We start from the raw sequence: 17,052 nt of genomic DNA, 5'->3' as shown, positions 1-17,052 counted from the left end.
GGATGGGGGCGGCTCAGCGTTCATGGCATGGATGACTCGAGTACTTCTTCGATGACAAAGACCCGCGAGCAGAGCGGGCGGATCAGCGCCAGATCCATAAAATCCCACACCACCCAGGCTCGCGTTCGCACCGAATAAGATCGCGGCGCGTCGGTGGGCAACAGCCGATAGGGTTGACTGGACACAACAGGCCTTTGCACTTGCACGGCTTGCTTGTCGAAAGAACGGTAAATTCCCAGATCTGCCGACGACATTCCAACCAGCAACTCCCCTTCCTCCTCGGGCAGTTGCAGCTCTTGTGTTTCGCCCGTCGCCAGTCGAGTGATCAACTGCCCGTTGAAATACACCGACAGCGGAAGACGCGAGCCAAAGGCATTTTTGAAAAAGCCGTTACGGCGGGTGATAGAAATATCCAAAAGACGCCTGCCCGATTCATGTCCATTGAAATCCTGCTTGCGCTCAGATTAGTAGACGTTCACGTACTTGCGCCGGTGCTGTCATCGCACGTTGCGATACAGCATCAGCCGTGCGCTTTCGTGCAGCCCCCGCGTCAGCTCGACCAGTCGTTGAAACTCCTCAGGATGCGCATCGGCAACATTATCCAGCGGTGTCGCCGACTTCAGGTCATGCAACGTCGGTCCAGTACCATCGTGTTGCATTTGCAGCAGATGATCCTTGGTCACCCCGCCAATCAGCGGGAACGTCCCCTCGCGCAACACCAGCGGCACCACCCGCTCACCTTCGGGTGCCGGTTGCTGCAAGTCGCGCCCCATGGCGCGGTTCTCGAAAGCCACGCCGGCCATACCCGCCACGGTTGGCAGCAGATCGGCGAGCCCCACCGCTTCTTCAATCACCTTCGGCTTAAGCAGCCCCGGCGCATGGATCAGCATCGGCACATGGTTGCTTTCCAGCCCCAGCTTTTCGAAGGCCGGCGGCATGTGCGGGATGCGGCTGATGCGCGTGTTGTGGTCGCCGAAGAACACGAAAATCGTGTTGTCGTAGTAGCCGCCAGCCTTGGCCAGTTCCATCAGGCGACCGATGTTGAAGTCCAGCAGCCGCACCGCGTTGTATTGCTCGACGCTGCGTGAGCCGGCGTTTTGCACCTGTTCCAGCGACAGGTTGCTGACTTCAAATCCGTCTTTGTCTTTAGGGATAGTGAACGGCCGGTGATTGCCCGAGGTTTGCACGTAGGCGAAGAACGGTTTGTCCTTGGGCAGTGCGCGCAGAATCTCATCGCCTTCCTTGAACAGATCCAGATCGGAAATCCCCCAGACATCGACCCGTGGCGAACGCCAATCACGTTCTTCGTACAGGCGCACATCGTCAATGCTTTGCTGGATCAGCGCGTTGATGTTGGCCCAACCGGCGTTGCCGCCAATCATGTAGAGCTTCTGGTAGTCGGTGAAGGCATTGATCAAGGTGTGTTGATTGGTGATCAGCGGATGGCGGGTGGCGGTCTCCTGACGAGTCACGTCGGGGACGCCGGTGATGCTCGCCCACACGGTTTTCGCGGTGCCGGTGACCGGGACGTAGAAGTGTTTGAAGAACCAGCTCTCGTTCGCCAAGCGATCAAGGTTGGGCGTCGGGTTCAACGGGTTGCCATACGCGCCCACCGCACTGGTGCCCAAAGATTCAAGCATCACGAACATCACGTTCGGCGCACGCTCGGCCACGACGCTGTAGGGCTGCACGGATTGCCGGCGCTCGAACGCGAGGTTTTGCACATCCGGCCGATCCACCCCCAGATAACGGGAAATCACCGGGTAATGCGCCCGTACCTGCGCCTCGTCGAACTGCGCCTGCCCGGCCTTGAGCGTGTCGTAGAGGAACAGCACCGGGTTCAGGCCCACTGCGGCGATCTGCCCGTTGCCGGAAAAGAACGCATCACTCCAGCGCAGCGGCACCGGGTTTTCCAGGTTGAGCTTGTCGACCCGGCCCAACAGCGCCAGCAGGACGGCCACCAACCCGAGCCCCGCGCCCACGGCAACTGAGCTGCGGCGGATCACTTGAGGTTCACGGGCCAGCGTCAGCCGTTCAAGGCGCATAAAACCGTAGAACCACAACGCCAGAACGGCGAGCCAACCCAGCGCAATCCACAGCACCGGATAGGTCTCCCAAACCATCTGCTGCGAGATCTGCGCATCCTCCAGATAACGCAGCACCGTGGCGTTGATCCGCACGCCGAGGTAGGCGTAATGGCCGAAGTCGATGATGTACACCAGCCCGATCAGCCCCAATGCCAGCAGCAGATAAACCCGGGCCACGCCGCGCAACAGCGGCAGCGTGGTCAGATTCCAGCGCGGCAGCCACGCCAGCACCGCCAGCGGCAACACCAGCAACAGCGCCAGCCTCAGATCGAAACGAAAACCGATGCTCAGGGTTTGCAGCCACTGCGGATCGACAAAGAACTGCGCGACATCCACCCCGGAAAACCCGAACAGAAACACCAGCCGCAGCAAGGCAAACAGCAGAAACGCCAGACCTGTCGCGCCCACGCCGTAGCGCAGGCGACGCGATTGCAACCACCCCATTGTTTACCTCTGTGTTGTTCGTTGAGATGGCAGGAATTGCCACGCTGCCTTAATGCAAAGTCCGAATCCGGCGATCAGGCAATAACCCGCCAGCAGCGGATCGATCAGGTAATCCCAGTAGTTTTCCGAAGGCTTGAGGCGCAGCGCGAACGCCAGCGTCGCCAGCGCCAGCATCGCCACGCCCAGCGAGTTACGCAGCCACAGCAGCGCCAATGTCGCCATCCCGATGACCACGATCATTGGCCGTGGATTGAAGCCCCAACGGTAAGGGTCGACATAGGTCAGGCCCATCGTCGCCGGGTACAACAGCGCAGCCAGCACCACGAACAGCCCCAGCACTTGCGCCCGCGTCAGCGGTTTCAAGGGTTGAACCACGCCGAGGCGCAACAACGCGGCCCAGCCAAGAAACACCAGCGTGGTGATCGCCAGGTCATCGGTAAAACTGCGCACATACGCCGCCAGCGGCAGGCCGTTGAGCGGGATGAAGCTGACCAGCGCCAGCGCCGGCAACAGCCACGGACGCCAGCGTTGGGTGAATTGAAAGGAACCCAGCAAAACAAAACCGAGCAGGATGAAACTCAAATGGGCTTGCCAGAGAAACAGCATCACAGGCGCTCCGCCAGCCAGGCATCGTTGAAGCTGACATGTTTGATGAAGGTGTTGTTCCAGGAATAAACCAGGTGATACAGGCCATCGCTGCCACGGCTGAAGTACGGGTATTCGTACTCGAACTCACAGCCTTCGGGCTTGCAAACGCGGTAGTCGAGGTTGCTCAGGAAACGCTGTTCCAGCGGCAAACGCTGAGCGCCGCTTGAGGCGCGAAAACCTTCGCCGATGATTGCCTTGTAGGCCTCGGGCGAAAACGGTTGGCCGAGGGGATCGGGCGACTGGTCGAGTTCGATCACGTTGCGCCAGTCGTTGAGGTTGGCGTCGGTGCCGTACAGGCTGAGCTTGAAACGGCCGTCGCGCAGGTCATTGAGCGCCACCAGCAAACCGTCATCAGCCGTACCCACCGCCGCCAGCGACGAGTTGGGGTTGGCCGGCTCCAGCGGATACGGTTCGCTCCAGGTCTGCCCGGCGTCTTCGGTGCGGCTGGCCAGCACCTTGTGATGGGTTTCACCGGCGTAACGCAGCATCGCCACGGCGCGGCGCTCGTCCTGCGGCACGATGGTCGGTTGCAGCGAATGCTTGCCCCGGCTGATGCGGAATTTGTCGATCACGGCGCCGTCCGCGCTCAGGTACAGGTACTCGGCGAACTTGCCCATGAACTCGTGATACACCGGCAGCCCGATCGAGCCATCGGCATGGAACACCGGCGCGGCGCGCACCAGGGTGCTGATGTTGAAGAATGGCGAAGTGATGAGCTGTCGCGGCGCCGTCCAGTTGCGCCCCAGATCATCGGAGACCATCACGTTGATCGCACTGGTGGCCCAGCCGCCGACGGACACCGACACGTAGAACATCCACAAACGCTGATCCGGCGCGAGGGCGATCACCGGATTACCGAGTTTGCGGATGTAGCGCTGCGTGCCGGCGACGGTTGACTCACGGGTGGCCAGCACCTGTTCGGCGCCCCACTCTGCGGTTTTGGCGTTGAAACGCGCGGTGCGGATCTGCACGTCGGCGGCGCCTTCGCGGGAGCCGGCAAACCACACGGCCATCAGGTCGCCGCCGGGCAACGCAGTGACCGAGGACGAGTGCACGAAATCATCCAGTTCGGAGGACACGAAACGGCTGCTGTACATCGGTTCCGCAGCGTTCGCCGAAGCTTGGGTAGCAGGCGTTTCAACCGCGAACGGCGCCAGCACATGCTCCGGGTGACTGCGCCACGCCGCGATAAAAATCAGGCTCACGGCAAGCGCGGCAATAACGAATCTCAAGCGAAAGAACAAGGCACGCATAGGCAGCTCATGGCAGTTACGAGATGGCAATCCATCGAAAGAACATCCCTGTCACTGGCCCGGATCGTCCGGCAGACGACGCCGGCGCCCGGTGAGCATCGACAACGGCAGGTTGTCGCGCACCTGAACACTTTCAATCAGCGCGGCCGCGATGTGCACGATGACCAATGCCAGCAACACATCGGCGGCGGTTTCGTGGACTTGCAGCGGCCAGTCGGCGCCCCACAGGGCATCGACTTCTTCCATGGCCCAGCCACTGATGCCGACGGTCAGCATCGCCAGCTGCATCGCGATCATCACCAGTGCACCAATCGGCGAATGCCCGAGGCGATGTTCAGGCCGCCCGGCGATCAGCGACCGGACATGGGCCGCCAGTCGTGACGGCGTCGGCCAATAGTCCGACCAACGCGCACTGCGCGGCCCGACGAATCCCCACGCCAGACGCACCAGCAGCCAGCCCATGGCGTAATAACCGAGCCAGACATGCCAGTCGTCACCGGCTTCATTGAAGAAGTAATTGGCCGCAAAGACCCCGGCGATGGACAGGTGAAACACCCGCACCACCGGATCCCAGAGGCGCAGGGACTCGCGTGGCATCAGCCCTTGATCTCGGTTTTCACCGCTTTGCCGCTGACCGGATCGTGGTAGATCTCGACCTTGCGCTTGTCCTTGTCGAAGCCGTAGATCTCGTAGCAGTTGCCGTCGGTGACCTTGAACTTGCTGATTTCGTAGCCCTGGGATTTCAGTTGTTCCTGAAACACCTTCTGGTCCTGCCACTGCGAACGTTCGGCCGTGGTGCATTGCGGGCCGGCGATGGCCAGGGGGCTAGCGACAATCAGGGACAACAGCACAAGTTTGCGCATGGAAGCACTCTCGCTGGATGGAAAGGCTTCACTGTGCAAAACCAACCTTAACGAAAGCTTAGTTGGCAACGAGTCGTAACATCTTCGCCGCCTCAGGGACTGCCACGGCAGCAACGCGAGCGGCATGATGCCGCCGATCACGCGCCCGATTTCCTACAGAGAAAATGCCATGCGCCTACTTCTGGTCGAAGATGACCGCGCCCTCGGCCAGGGCATCCGCGTCGCCCTGAGCAACGAGGGCTACACCCTCGACTGGCTGCAGGATGGCGTCAGTGCGCTGCACGCGTTGCGCAGCGAAAGCTTTGATCTGCTGCTGCTCGACCTCGGCCTGCCAAGGCTCGACGGTCTTGCGCTGCTGCAACAATTGCGCGCCACCCAGCATGATTTGCCAGTGCTGATCCTTACCGCCCGCGACGGCACCGCCGAACGCATCGCCGGGCTGGATGCCGGCGCCGACGATTACCTGGTCAAGCCGTTCGATGTCGACGAACTCAAGGCGCGCATCCGCGCTTTGCTGCGGCGCAGTCAGGGCCGCGCACAACCGGTGCTGGAACATGCCGGCGTCTGCCTCGACCCGGTCAGCCAGCAAGTCACCTGGCGAGGCAACACGGTGGTGGTCACGCCGATGGAATATCAGCTGTTGCATCAATTGATGGCCCGCCCCGGCAAGGTCGTCACCCGCGAACGCCTGTCGCGCACCTTGTACGGCTGGCAGGAACGGGTGGAAAGCAACACCCTGGAAGTGCTGATCCACAACCTGCGCAAGAAGCTTTCCGCCGAGCTGATCCGCACGGTGCGTGGAGTCGGTTACGTCGTGGAGCTCAAGCCATGAACTCGATACGCGCGCGGATTCTGCTGCCGGTGCTGATGATCGTGCTGCTCGGCGATGTGCTGATCAGTTGGGCAGTGTTGCGCTACAGCCACCATGAAATCGAAGAAATCTACGACGCCCAACTGGCGCAAAGTGCCCGCCTGCTGCAAGGCGTGCTGGCCCAGCGTGCGCCCGGTGACAACGACTGGGAGCGCCTGCATCAGGCCTTCGACGAAGCGATGAGCCGGGTCGGCGATGGCGAAGCGGCGCATCCCTACGAGACGCGGCTGACGTTTCAGGTCTGGCGCAACGACGGTCAGTTGCTGATGCGTTCGGCCGAGGCGCCGATTCTGGATGCACCACCCACCACCCTCGGGGCCCATGACCTGATGGAAAACGGCCGCGACTGGTGCGCCTTCCTGCTCCAGGATCCACGACAAGGCCTGTTGATCTGGGTCGGCGAGCGCGACGACATCCGCCAGGACCTGATCACCCGAATCGTCGGCCATACCCTGTGGCCGAGCCTGATCGGCGTGCCGCTGCTGACCATTTTGATCTGGTTGACCATCGGCTGGGGTTTGCAACCACTGCGGGCCATGGCCCGGTCGATTCGCGGCCGCGACACCGACACTCTGAAACCGCTGCACCTGAGCCCCCTGCCCCAGGACCTTGAGCCGATGCAGACCGCGCTCAACCGCCTGCTGCAACAGATCGACAACCTGCTGGCCCGGGAGCGACGCTTTATCGCCGACGCCGCGCATGAGTTGCGTACACCGCTGGCGATCCTGCGGATTCATGCGCAGAACGCGCAGTTGGCCAACACTCCGCAACAACGCGAAGAAGCGCTGGATTTTCTGGTCAGCGCCGTGGACCGCGCCACGCGCATCGCCAGCCAGTTGCTGACCATGGCGCGCATCGAGCCGCGTCTGGCGTCCCCGGAAAACTCTCGCGTCGAACTGACCGCGCTGGTGCGCGAGGAACTGGCCGAGCTGACGCCGCTGGCATTGGAAAAAGACGTCGAGCTGATCCTCGACAGCGATCATCACTGCCCGGTCGATACCGATCCGGTGGCGTTGGCCATCGCTCTGCAAAATCTGGTAACCAATGCGCTGAACTTCGCCCCGCCCGGCAGCGAGGTGCGTGTACAGGTGCAACCACAGGCCTGTGGAGCGGTGTCGATCAGCGTCGAAGATGCCGGCCCCGGCATCGATGAGCAGCAATATGCGCGGTTGTTCGAACGCTTCTACAGCGAGGGCCACGCCAATGGCGCGGGTCTGGGGCTGGCGATTGTGCAGATGATCGTGAGCAAGATCGGCAGCACCCTGCAGCTGTACAACCGGCCTGAAGGCGGGTTGTGCGCCGAGCTGCGATTCCCTCCGGGATCAACCGAACCTGCGCCGGGCATTTAACGAAATTTTCATGTTTGCCTACCTATGATCCCGGACCTCGTTGGGGAGTAACCTGCTTCCGAGCCCCTCGGAAGCGTTCGTATCAACATATTCGGCAACATGCCGTGGTGCGAACACCTTCTGGTTGGTGAGACCGACGACACATCCATGCCGAAAGTCGGGCGTGTGGTTGTGTCGTTGACTCATAGCCCGACTGGAAGTATTGCCCGTGAATCCTGTTTCCCTGATCTTCCTCGCACTCGCCATGTCCACGGATGCCTTCGCGGCCGCCATCGGCAAGGGCTCCAGCCTGCACAAACCGCGCCTCACCGAAGCCCTGCGCACCGGCCTGATCTTCGGCGTCATCGAAGCGATTACCCCGATCATCGGCTGGCTGATCGGCCAGGCCGCCACCCGTTGGGTGGAAGACTGGGACCACTGGATCGCCTTCACCCTGCTGGTCGCGCTGGGCCTGCACATGATCTACAACGGCCTCAAGCATGAGGAAGCGGAAGAGGAAAAACCCGGGCAGCACTCGTTCTTCATTCTCGCGGTCACTGCCTTCGCCACCAGCATCGACGCACTGGCCGTCGGCGTCGGCCTGGCGTTTGTCGATGTAAACATCTGGGTGGCTGCCGCTGCCATCGGCCTGGCGACCATGACCATGGTCACCATCGGCGTGATGCTGGGTCGGGTGCTGGGCACCGTGGTCGGCAAGCGTGCGGAAATCGTTGGTGGCGTGGTGCTGATGATCGTCGGTGCGACGATCCTCTACGAACACCTTTCGGCCTGATCACGCATACCGGTTTCAGGGTGTTTGCAAACGCCCCGGCACCGATGAAGAGGTCGGCGCGCCGCTCGAGGGCGCGTCGATTTCCTCCAGGCTCAAGTGCGCGGTCTCCTTGAGGAAGAACGAGCAGACCGCCACGATCCCCAACGCCACCGCCCCGTAAATCGCCACGCCCAACGCGTTGTGGTTGTTGGCGATCAGAATGGCCGTGGCCGCACTCGACGCCGTCCCGCCTCCCAGCGCGGCACCGATCTGGTACGCCGCCGACATCCCTGAATAGCGCATATCCCGAGGGAACTGCTCGGCCAGAAACGCCGGGATCGGTCCCTGCGTTGCGCCCATGAATGCACCGATCACGGTGTAGGCGATAGTGGAAATAAACAGACTTTTCAGCCCCACCAACGGGAAGAACATGAAGAACCCGGCCGCCATGATAAACGCCCCGAGGATCATCACTTTGCGCCGGCCGATGCGGTCAGAAAGCAAGGCAAACAGCGGCGCGGTGATGACGATGGCGACGGACAACGCGATGTCGAAAATCAGTGCATCGGTGCTGCCGTAGCCCAACTGTGTGGCGTAAGACAGGAAAAATGTGCTGCCGATATAGGCGATGGTCACGTAACCAAACGCAATGCCGGTGCACAGCAATATGGCCCGAGGGCGAGCACGCAATGCCTCGATCAATGGCATGCGCCCGTGGACGTTCGGCTCATTGAGCGACTGCGCCGGCTTCTGCAACCGCGCATAGAGCCCGACCAGCACCAGCACACCGCCCAGCCAGAACGGAATGCGCCAGGCAAACCCGGCAAGGTCATCGTTTGCCGCCACGCTGACCACGGCGAACACCGCCGAGCCGAGAATCCCGCCAATGCCGATGCCCATGCTGGTGAAACTACCCCACAACCCTCGACGCCCCACAGGTGCCGACTCGATGCCGAACAGCGCAGCCCCGCCCCACTCGCCCCCGGCGGCAAAACCCTGGACCAGTCGCAACAGCACCAGCAACGCCGGCGCACCCGCACCGAGGGTGGCGTACCCCGGCAAGCAGCCGATCAGAAAGGTGCTGAGCCCCATCAACAGCAGCGTGATCACCAGCATTTTTTGCCGGCCGAGTTTGTCGCCGTAATGCCCGAACACCATGCCACCCAACGGTCGGGCGAAAAACCCCGCGCCGAATGCACCAAAGGCAACGAGGGTTGCGGTGAGCGGGTCCATCTGCGGGAAAAACACTTTGGGAAAGACCAGCGCGGCGGCGGTCCCGTAAATCACGAAGTCATAAAACTCCAGGGCGGTGCCCATGCCGGAGACGAAGAAGGCTCTCAGCGCCGACGGTGAACCCGTCGTGCGTGCAGGGTGACTGGCCATGTGGGGTGCTCCTCTTGTTGTTGTTTTTCGGGGCGTTGCTTTGGGTTTTTCAGAAACGCTGGTACCCGTTGCGGGCCAACTGTTTCGGGTTGCCGGCGGCGTATTCGAGCACGCATTGTTCAGTGTCGATGCCGATGGTCAGCAAGGTTTCCCAGCGCTCGGTGGCCGGCATGCTCAGGTCGGGGTGGAAGCAGATCGGCGCCTCTTCACCAGCCGCGCCGCACATGGCATCGGCCCGGCGTATCAGGTCGCCCTCGGTCATGCCGCTCAGCAAAGCATTCACGTGGTCGATGCGGACGTAGGTGGTCGAGGCGTCCGGCGTGCGTTCGCCAGTGCTCAGGTTCGGGTCGAGGAAATGGTTGGTGTGAGTAATCCAACCCTTCGCGTTCGGTAGCACCACGGCGGTGGCAGCGGGCGACATTTCGATGCTGCAGGCTCGGATTTTCGAGTCTTCGCGAGCGAACACCGTCAGCACCGTGGACGCACTGACCCGTGCCGTACGCGCCAACTCAATGGCCTCTTCGACGCTGCGCGCCTGCTCCAGAATCCGCCGCGCAATCGCATGCACCGGCACCCCACCGCTGCCGTTGTCGCTGGCATGGTGAAGAATGTTGAAGTGCAACCCGAGCCCGGCACTGTTCACGCCGATCTTGCCGAGCATGCCGAACTCGGTGAACAGCTTGACGGTCATCCCGGCGTCGGTGGTGAGTTGCAGGATCAGGCCGTTGGGCACCAGCGTGTCGTGCCAGTCCCAGGTCTGAATGGTTTTTGGCGCCTGCGGGCCATGAGGCGCGAACACCGCTGTCGAGCATTCGCCTTCGGTGGACGGCATCACCGCGAGGATTTCGGTGCGGGCATTCAGCGCCGCGAGTTGCCAAAGCGGCAGATCCGCGCCTTCGGCCATGGCGACGATTTCCTCGGCCAGCGCCGGGCTCCAGTCTTCTAGCGCTTGCAGGCTGGCGTCGCTGATGGCGCGCACTTGCTGCGGCGGGATGTCGAGCTGGTTGAAGAAGTCCAGATACAGCGCAACGGTCTGGCGAATCTGCGCGCTGAACGCATCACCGATCTGGTGCCCACGGGTTTGCGGGTTACGGGTGTCGGTGACGAAGCAATGAAGGTTCACGAACGGTTTTCCTTTTTTGGCGTTGTAATCGGAGTGCGGCTTACGGCTGGCGGCGATAGATTTCGCGGCCGGCGAACCAGGTGCTGAGCACCTGGGTGTCGCGCAGGGCTTCGGGGGCGACCGTGAACACATCGCGGTCGAGCACGATCAAGTCGGCCTGTTTGCCGGGTTTTAGTGAGCCGATCTGGTCTTCCAGACGCAGGACCTTGGCTGCATTGAGGGTGTAGGCCTGGAACATGGTCTGGCGGTCGATGTCTTCGGCGGCGTTGAGCACGCCTTTCGGGCCTTTGCGGCTGACGGCCTGGTAAATGGCTTTCCACGGCTCGGGCGTGGTGATCGGCCAGTCGCTGGCGCCGGCGAGGGTGGCGCCCTGTTTGAGCAGCGAGCGCGCCGGATAGCTGTACATGAAGGCCATGGCGCTGACGTAGGGCTTGACCAGATCCATGCTCGACTCATCGGCGCTGGCCCAGTACATCTGCATCGACGCGATGACGTTCAGCGCCTTGAATCGGGCGAACTCTTTCGGGTTGACCATCTGCAGGTGAGTGATCGAATGGGCGATACCGCTCTGGCGATCCTTGCGCGCCTGCTCGATGCCATTGAGTGACTCACGCACCGCACGGTCGCCGATAGCGTGGATGTGCACCAGCCAGCCACGGGCGTCGGCGGCACTCACCAACTCGCCAAAGTGCGCCGGATCGATCAGCAACTCGCCGGACTTTTTCGAGTTCTTGTAAGGCTCCAGCATCGCTGCACTCTGTGCGGGCGATTCGGCCACGCCGTCGGCGAAAACCTTGATGCCCGGCAGCGTCAGGTTGTGCACGCCGAGGAACTGCCGGCGCACCTTGTCCAATTCATCGAGATCCGCTGGCGTAGCCTTCGAATCCGCCATCAGCAATGCGGCGACATGAGCGGTGAGTTCGCCGTTTTCCGAAAGCTTCTTGTACGTCGGCAGTACGCCCAGCGAATCGTTTTTCACATCGGCGCCGGGCAGTTCGTTGGCCAGCGGGTCCATCCACCCGGTGATGCCCAGGCTTTTGTAGTAATCCAGCGCGGCGCGACCGCCCGCCAGCAACGCTTCATCGGTCGGCGGCGGCAACAGGGCCTGCACCGGATAGAGCCCGGCATCCACCATGAATCCGTTTGGTTCCCCGTTTGGGTGATGACCGAGGGTGTCTTTCTCTTCGGGTTTGAGCGTTTGGATGCGCGCCGCATCGATACCGGCGCGTTTGAGCATCGCCTGATTGGCCCAGCCGGTGTGCAGGTCCCAGCCCAGCAGCAACAGCGGCTGATCGGCCCATTCGCCCTGATTGAAACGCTGCTCCAGCGCGTCGGTCTTGCTCCAGTAGGTCGAGGGCAAGCCGCCGACGCTGAGGAACTCGCCGCGCCGGGCCTTGCCGTCCTCACGCCATTGGCGCAAGCGCGATTCCAGTTCATCGAGCGGCAGCATCTGCCCATCGAGATTGGCCTGAAGCAGTTGTAAACCACCCTTGATGGTGTGGGAGTGAGAGTCGATGAAACCGGGCATCACCACTTTTCCGCCCAGATCGATCAGTCGAGTGCCAGAGGTCTTGAGGCGCAGCACCTGTGCATCCGAACCTACCGCCACCACCTTGTCACCTTCGATGGCGACGGCCTGCTGCAACGGCTGGCCGGGTTCGGCGGTGTAGATTTTCGCGTTGTGCAGGATCAGGTCGGTGGCCGCCAGACTTTCCAGCGAGGCACAGGCCAGTGCGGACGACACCATCAGGGTCAGGATCTGCTTCATGAGCATTCTCGTTATTTTTGTTAGGCTGAGGCCAGATTATCCAAGCCGGCCGGATAACTGAATGCCGTCTCACGCACAACTTCTGTGCCCATCAGGAATAGATCAATGGACAAAATGAGCGCCCTGACCATGTTCGTTGCCACCGCCGAACACGGTAATTTCAGCCGTGCCGCCGAGGTGCTCGGCAACACGCCGTCGGCCCTGACCAAGGCTGTGGCGCAACTGGAAGAAGAACTCGGCAGCCGCTTGTTCGACCGCACGACACGACGCATGGCGCTGACCGAGGCCGGGCGGATCTATCTGGAAGGGGCGCGCCAGGCGCTGTTGCAACTGCAACTGGCCAGCGAAGGCGTCGAACAGCTCAAGCACGAATTGCGCGGCGAGTTGCGCATCATCGCCCCGCCCTCCTTCGCCCCGGCCTTTCTCAATCAGGTGTGCTGCCGCTTTCTGAATGAGCATCCACAGGTGAATCTGGAAGTGGATCTGAGCGACAGCTACGACGACCCGGTCGATGGCAGCTACGATCTGGCGCTGCGTGACGGACCAATCGACCTGCCGGGGGTGATCGCCCAGCCGCTGGTGGAAAACCGCGTGCAGCTCTGCGCCAGCCCGACCTACCTGGCGCGCAAGGGCAGCGATGTGTCACTGGACAACTATCACCAGCACGACTGGCTGATCTTCCGCCACCCGCTGCTCAACCGGCATTTCTGGTGGGTCAAGCAAGGCGAACGACGCTTGCGCATGACCCAGCCGACCCCGCGCATCGCCAGTGACAATTACGATTTTCTGCTGGCCTGCCTGCTGGACGGCCAAGGCCTGCAATTTCTCCCGCAGTGGAGCGCCGCACCGTATCTCGCCCGGGGCGAGCTGGTGGAATTGATGCCCGAATACTGGCGTGAACCCAGTGCTTTCGGCCCGTGGATTTATGTGCTGTATCAGGCCCACCGGCGCAATACCCGCAAGGTGAAGGTGTTCATCGACTTCCTGAAGGCGCATTGGCAAGCAACGTAATCCGTTTGTGTCATGTCGCTGTCATTCTCGGTTGCTAACGTCCTCGCGCCTCTTTGTCCCGACTGCCAAGGTGACCCTCCCGGTGTATTCAAGCCCGACGCGCCAGACCATCATCCTCAGATCCGCCGATATGTCCTGCGACGACTTCGGCGCGTTGTTCTCCCGTATGTTCGGCAATCGTTACGGCGACACACCGCCGCCGCCCAAGGACATTATCATCGGCGGCGTCTACGGGCGGCACGACGGGGTCAGCTTTCGGCGCATGCATTACCGGGGCGATTTCACCGTGGCGTTCCCCGAGCCCTACGATGAAATCACCTTCGTGATTCCCACCGCCGGCCGGATCATCTTCAACGACTCGGCCGATTCGCTGGGCCTGCCGCACATCGGGCTGGCCATCGACAAGGCGGATCTGCACTCGATGCGCTTCGTCGACAATCACGCCCAGCACGGCATGTCGATCAGCCGCGCGGCGCTCACCGAACGCCTGTCGTCGCTGTTGGGCAGACCGATCGTGCACAAGCTGCATTTTGAGCCGAGGGTGGACCTCAACAGCCCGGCGTTTCAGGGCATTCGCGCGCTGATCGATCTGGCCACTGGCACCGAATTTGATTTGCTGTTGAACGCCGGCTCACTGATGCCGTCGCGCCTGCGGGAGATGCTGGTGGACGCGGTGCTGGAAGCCTGGCCGCACAATTTCAGCGAGGCCTTGCGCCGCCCCGAAGCATCGATTGCACCTCGGCATGTGAAACAGGCCATCGAATACATTCAGGCTCATCCCGAGCAATTGGTCAGCGGGACGGATCTGGCAGGGCTGGTGAACGTCAGCCTGCGGGCCTTGCAGGAAGGCTTCCGGCGGTTTGTCGGCACCTCGATTGTGGCGTACCAACGCCAGGTCAGGTTGGAGCGTGCCTGCGAAGCGCTGAAGCGAGGTCCATCGTCATCGGTAACCGACGTGGCCCTGCAATACGGATTCAGCAACGTCGGCCGATTCTGCCAGTACTTTCAGGATGCCTACGGCGTGAGTCCTGCAGAAATGCGAAAAGGACTGCGCTGAGGCAGTCCTTTTTCTGCACCTTCAAGTTTTTCAGAACTGATAACTGGCCTTGAGCCCGCCGCTGAAGCCGTGGCTGTCGCCACCACCGCTGGCACCGACTTCGGCGCCAAGGCTCAGGGCACCAAGGTTGGCCATCAGGTTGACGCCGCCGCTGAACTGATCGCGGTTGTCGAACGCCGCGCGCTGCTCGATATCCAGCCCCAGCAGATGCCCTTCGCTGTCGACCTGATGATCGCCGAGCGTACGCTCGTAGCCGACCCGCACACCCGGCACCAGTTGCCACGCGCCCATCGGCATCGGGGTAAACGAGACGTCGAGATTGGCCACGGCGCTGCGGCGGGTTTGCTGGATGTCGTCAACGTCGAGGGCCAGTTCGCTGCCCTTCTCCTGGAAGCCCGACAGGTCCAGACGACTGACGCGCACGCCGAGGCTTGGCTCCAGAATCACACTGTCCACTGGCAAACGATAACCCAGCGCCAGCGTCGCGCCGCTGAGATTGCCGTGGGTGTCACCCTTCGCCGAGCCGAGGCCGCCGCCGAGGTCGCGCTTGCTGTCGTAGTCGACGTAACCGACGCTGAGGTTGGCATCGACAAACAGGCCACGTTCCAGGCTGGTGAAGCCATAACGGGCGCCAAGGTCGAAGAAGGTGAAATCGGTATCGGCCTCACCACCCGCACCGCCGACAGTGCCTTTGCTATAACCGATCCCGCCGCGCGCGCTGAGCTGTTCGGAGAATCGCTGCGTGACGCCAACCATCAGGCCCTGACTGTGTTCGTTGCTGCTCTGGGCATGGGCCGAACCGTCGGTGCCGAGGTAACCGGCGAGCGCGGTGCTCCACAAACGGTATTGGCCGACCTTGAGGTCAGTGCCGCTGGCGAATGGCGCGGCGGCTTGTTCGATCATCGCGTTCTGACGCAGCAAGTAACTGGCCGCATCGGCGTGCACCTGACCGCCCACGGTTGATTCGACGCCGCCAAGTGTGCCGGCGTCGATGGCCGATTGCAGGTAGTAGTTGTAAGCGCTGTAGGTGCCCGAGAGTTTGCTGTTCTGCAATTCCTGCAACAGTTGCGCACCGGCGGCGGCGTTGCCGATCAGCCCTGCCTGACCCGGCAGGCTGTTGTACTCGACCATTTTGCCGCGCAGCACGTAGAGGGTTTCCTGGGACAGGCCCAGCCCCTGTTTGAGGTAGTTGTCCATGCTGCCGTATTGCGCGGCCACCTGATCCAGACCCGCTTGCAGGTAACTGGCCTCGACGCCCAGCAGCGGCGCATAGATCGCGGCCATGCTCGGCGGCATCATCGCCAGAGTCTTGGCAACACGAGCGGCGGTGTAATCGTTGGTCGCCAGGTAATTGTTCATGATCGTGGCGTTGTCGACTCCGGCGATGCTTTGCAGTACCGCCGCCGTCCAGCCCGTGCGGTCCTTGCCGGCAGTGCAATGAAACAGCGCGGCGCCGTCGACGCCGGCCAGATCGTTGAACAACACCCTGAGCTGACCGCGCATGCCCGCGTCGCTGACAAACGCACGGTTGGTTTCCTGCATCATCGCAGTCGCATCGGCCGCGCTTTTGAACGAAACCGTCGTGATGTTTGCGCCCGAGGTGGTGGCGCCGATAATGTCGATGTTCTGGTAAGTCGCGCCGCTGATCATCGTGTCCGGTGTGCCGGCGATTTCGCTGGGGGTGCGCAAGTCAAAAACGGCCTTGATGCCCAGCCCGTTGAGAGTCGCCAGGTCCGACGCCGTCGGCGTCAGCGCATTCGAGCGATAAAACACACCGGCGCGCATCGTGCCGTCATGGGTCGTGGAGTAAGCGGTGGTGATACCGGCGATATCGCGGAAGTTGTCGATACCCTTCAGGCGCGGGGTATCAAGGTCGGCCGCGTGGGCGGCGGCGATGGACAGACTCAACACGGACAGCGAACACAGAAGACGTGGAAACACGATGCAGCCTCATTGGAAACCGGTTGGGCTGCCCACTATCTACAACGAATTGTGACTGAATATGGCAAAACTTCGAAAAGCGTAAATGGCGGCGCGATCTGTCCGGCGGGCGCGTGTTCTGTCCGTGGCTGTCGACTAAATCCTCACCGTGCTTTGACGTTTTTTTTGCAAGCACCCACGTAAACTGCTGTCTTCGGCCATCCTGGAACCCGTCAATGAACGACGCAGACGATGAAATCCTGACGCAAGCGGCGCACTGGTGCCTGCGCTTACAAGACGATACCTGCACGCCTGACGAGCGCCTGGAATTCCAGCAATGGATTCAGATCGACCCGCGTCACGCCTTCGAATACGCGAAAATGCTTGAGGTCTGGGAGCTGAGCGAGCAGCTGCCGGACGAGCGCGAAAAGTCGAAAAAACGCAAAGCCACAACCCTGCCCTGCAGCTTCGAAGAGTTTCAACGCAACCTGGCGCAACGCAACTAGTGCGCCGCGCCCGGGTCG

Annotated in this window: 16 protein-coding genes and 1 riboswitch; of the genes, 6 read left to right on the top strand and 10 right to left on the bottom strand. The window is 61.8% G+C overall.

Annotated features, from left to right (window positions below; genetic code table 11):
- Positions 1 to 20 precede the first annotated feature (20 nt).
- The 6 genes from JJN09_RS13020 to JJN09_RS12995 all read right to left on the bottom strand — a co-directional run bounded on the left by JJN09_RS13020 (position 21) and on the right by JJN09_RS12995 (position 5,295).
- Positions 21 to 416: a hypothetical protein gene (locus JJN09_RS13020; RefSeq protein ID WP_249490494.1), complete on the bottom strand. Its 396-nt coding sequence runs from the start codon at positions 414 to 416 to the stop codon at positions 21 to 23.
- 81 nt (positions 417 to 497) lie between these two features.
- Positions 498 to 2,531, bottom strand: a complete 2,034-nt coding sequence (locus tag JJN09_RS13015; protein WP_249490493.1) for an LTA synthase family protein — start codon at positions 2,529 to 2,531, stop codon at positions 498 to 500.
- A gap of 3 nt (positions 2,532 to 2,534) precedes the next feature.
- The gene (locus tag JJN09_RS13010; RefSeq protein ID WP_249490492.1) at positions 2,535 to 3,137 is read right to left on the bottom strand and encodes a hypothetical protein; all 603 of its coding nucleotides are present in this window, start codon (positions 3,135 to 3,137) and stop codon (positions 2,535 to 2,537) included.
- Positions 3,137 to 4,432, bottom strand: coding sequence for an exo-alpha-sialidase (locus tag JJN09_RS13005; protein WP_249490491.1), 1,296 nt, complete (start codon positions 4,430 to 4,432; stop codon positions 3,137 to 3,139). Before JJN09_RS13005 ends, JJN09_RS13010 begins: the two co-directional genes overlap by 1 nt.
- A 51-nt stretch (positions 4,433 to 4,483) precedes the next feature.
- A complete protein-coding gene (locus tag JJN09_RS13000; RefSeq protein WP_249490490.1) occupies positions 4,484 to 5,029 on the bottom strand; it encodes a cytochrome b/b6 domain-containing protein in 546 nt (181 codons plus the stop codon).
- Complete coding sequence (locus JJN09_RS12995; protein WP_249490489.1) at positions 5,029 to 5,295, bottom strand: PepSY domain-containing protein; 267 nt, start codon at positions 5,293 to 5,295, stop codon at positions 5,029 to 5,031. The genes JJN09_RS13000 and JJN09_RS12995 overlap by 1 nt, the downstream gene beginning before the upstream one ends.
- A gap of 169 nt (positions 5,296 to 5,464) precedes the next feature.
- Here JJN09_RS12995 and JJN09_RS12990 point away from each other — a divergent pair, with 169 nt between their 5' ends.
- The 3 genes from JJN09_RS12990 to mntP all read left to right on the top strand — a co-directional run bounded on the left by JJN09_RS12990 (position 5,465) and on the right by mntP (position 8,287).
- A complete protein-coding gene (locus JJN09_RS12990) occupies positions 5,465 to 6,127 on the top strand; it encodes a response regulator (RefSeq protein ID WP_249490488.1) in 663 nt (220 codons plus the stop codon).
- Complete coding sequence (locus JJN09_RS12985; protein WP_249490487.1) at positions 6,124 to 7,515, top strand: ATP-binding protein; 1,392 nt, start codon at positions 6,124 to 6,126, stop codon at positions 7,513 to 7,515. Before JJN09_RS12990 ends, JJN09_RS12985 begins: the two co-directional genes overlap by 4 nt.
- Positions 7,516 to 7,545: 30 nt before the next feature.
- Positions 7,546 to 7,715: riboswitch (yybP-ykoY riboswitch) on the top strand.
- An 8-nt stretch (positions 7,716 to 7,723) separates the two neighbouring features.
- Positions 7,724 to 8,287, top strand: a complete 564-nt coding sequence (gene mntP / locus JJN09_RS12980) for a manganese efflux pump MntP (protein ID WP_179695318.1) — start codon at positions 7,724 to 7,726, stop codon at positions 8,285 to 8,287.
- A 15-nt stretch (positions 8,288 to 8,302) separates the two neighbouring features.
- Here mntP and JJN09_RS12975 read toward each other — a convergent pair whose 3' ends face one another.
- From JJN09_RS12975 to JJN09_RS12965, 3 genes are read right to left on the bottom strand one after another with little or no spacing between them, the layout of a single operon-like run.
- Entirely contained in the window at positions 8,303 to 9,649 is a 1,347-nt protein-coding gene (locus tag JJN09_RS12975) for an MFS transporter (RefSeq protein ID WP_249490486.1), read from the bottom strand.
- A 49-nt stretch (positions 9,650 to 9,698) separates the two neighbouring features.
- Positions 9,699 to 10,772: a C45 family peptidase gene (locus tag JJN09_RS12970; RefSeq protein WP_249490485.1), complete on the bottom strand. Its 1,074-nt coding sequence runs from the start codon at positions 10,770 to 10,772 to the stop codon at positions 9,699 to 9,701.
- Between the two features lie 40 nt (positions 10,773 to 10,812).
- The gene (locus JJN09_RS12965; protein ID WP_249490484.1) at positions 10,813 to 12,540 is read right to left on the bottom strand and encodes an amidohydrolase; all 1,728 of its coding nucleotides are present in this window, start codon (positions 12,538 to 12,540) and stop codon (positions 10,813 to 10,815) included.
- Positions 12,541 to 12,645: 105 nt separating this feature from the next.
- Between JJN09_RS12965 and JJN09_RS12960 the strand changes: the two genes are divergently transcribed.
- Both JJN09_RS12960 and JJN09_RS12955 read left to right on the top strand, forming a co-directional pair.
- Positions 12,646 to 13,551 carry a LysR family transcriptional regulator gene (locus tag JJN09_RS12960; protein WP_249490483.1) on the top strand — a complete coding sequence of 302 codons (906 nt, stop codon included), beginning with the start codon at positions 12,646 to 12,648 and terminating at the stop codon, positions 13,549 to 13,551.
- 82 nt (positions 13,552 to 13,633) lie between these two features.
- Positions 13,634 to 14,608, top strand: a complete 975-nt coding sequence (locus tag JJN09_RS12955) for an AraC family transcriptional regulator (protein ID WP_249490482.1) — start codon at positions 13,634 to 13,636, stop codon at positions 14,606 to 14,608.
- A 30-nt stretch (positions 14,609 to 14,638) separates the two neighbouring features.
- On the opposite strand, the gene JJN09_RS12950 is transcribed toward JJN09_RS12955, so the two are convergent.
- Positions 14,639 to 16,549, bottom strand: coding sequence for a tyrosine-protein phosphatase (locus tag JJN09_RS12950; RefSeq protein ID WP_249490481.1), 1,911 nt, complete (start codon positions 16,547 to 16,549; stop codon positions 14,639 to 14,641).
- A gap of 215 nt (positions 16,550 to 16,764) precedes the next feature.
- Here JJN09_RS12950 and JJN09_RS12945 point away from each other — a divergent pair, with 215 nt between their 5' ends.
- The gene (locus JJN09_RS12945) at positions 16,765 to 17,034 is read left to right on the top strand and encodes a DUF4880 domain-containing protein (protein WP_249490480.1); all 270 of its coding nucleotides are present in this window, start codon (positions 16,765 to 16,767) and stop codon (positions 17,032 to 17,034) included.
- Positions 17,035 to 17,052 lie beyond the last annotated feature (18 nt).

This window comes from Pseudomonas sp. HS6, from assembly GCF_023375815.1.
Lineage (GTDB): Bacteria > Pseudomonadota > Gammaproteobacteria > Pseudomonadales > Pseudomonadaceae > Aquipseudomonas.
Note: the sequence above shows the minus strand (reverse complement) of the source record. Positions and strands in the feature narration are given on the sequence as shown.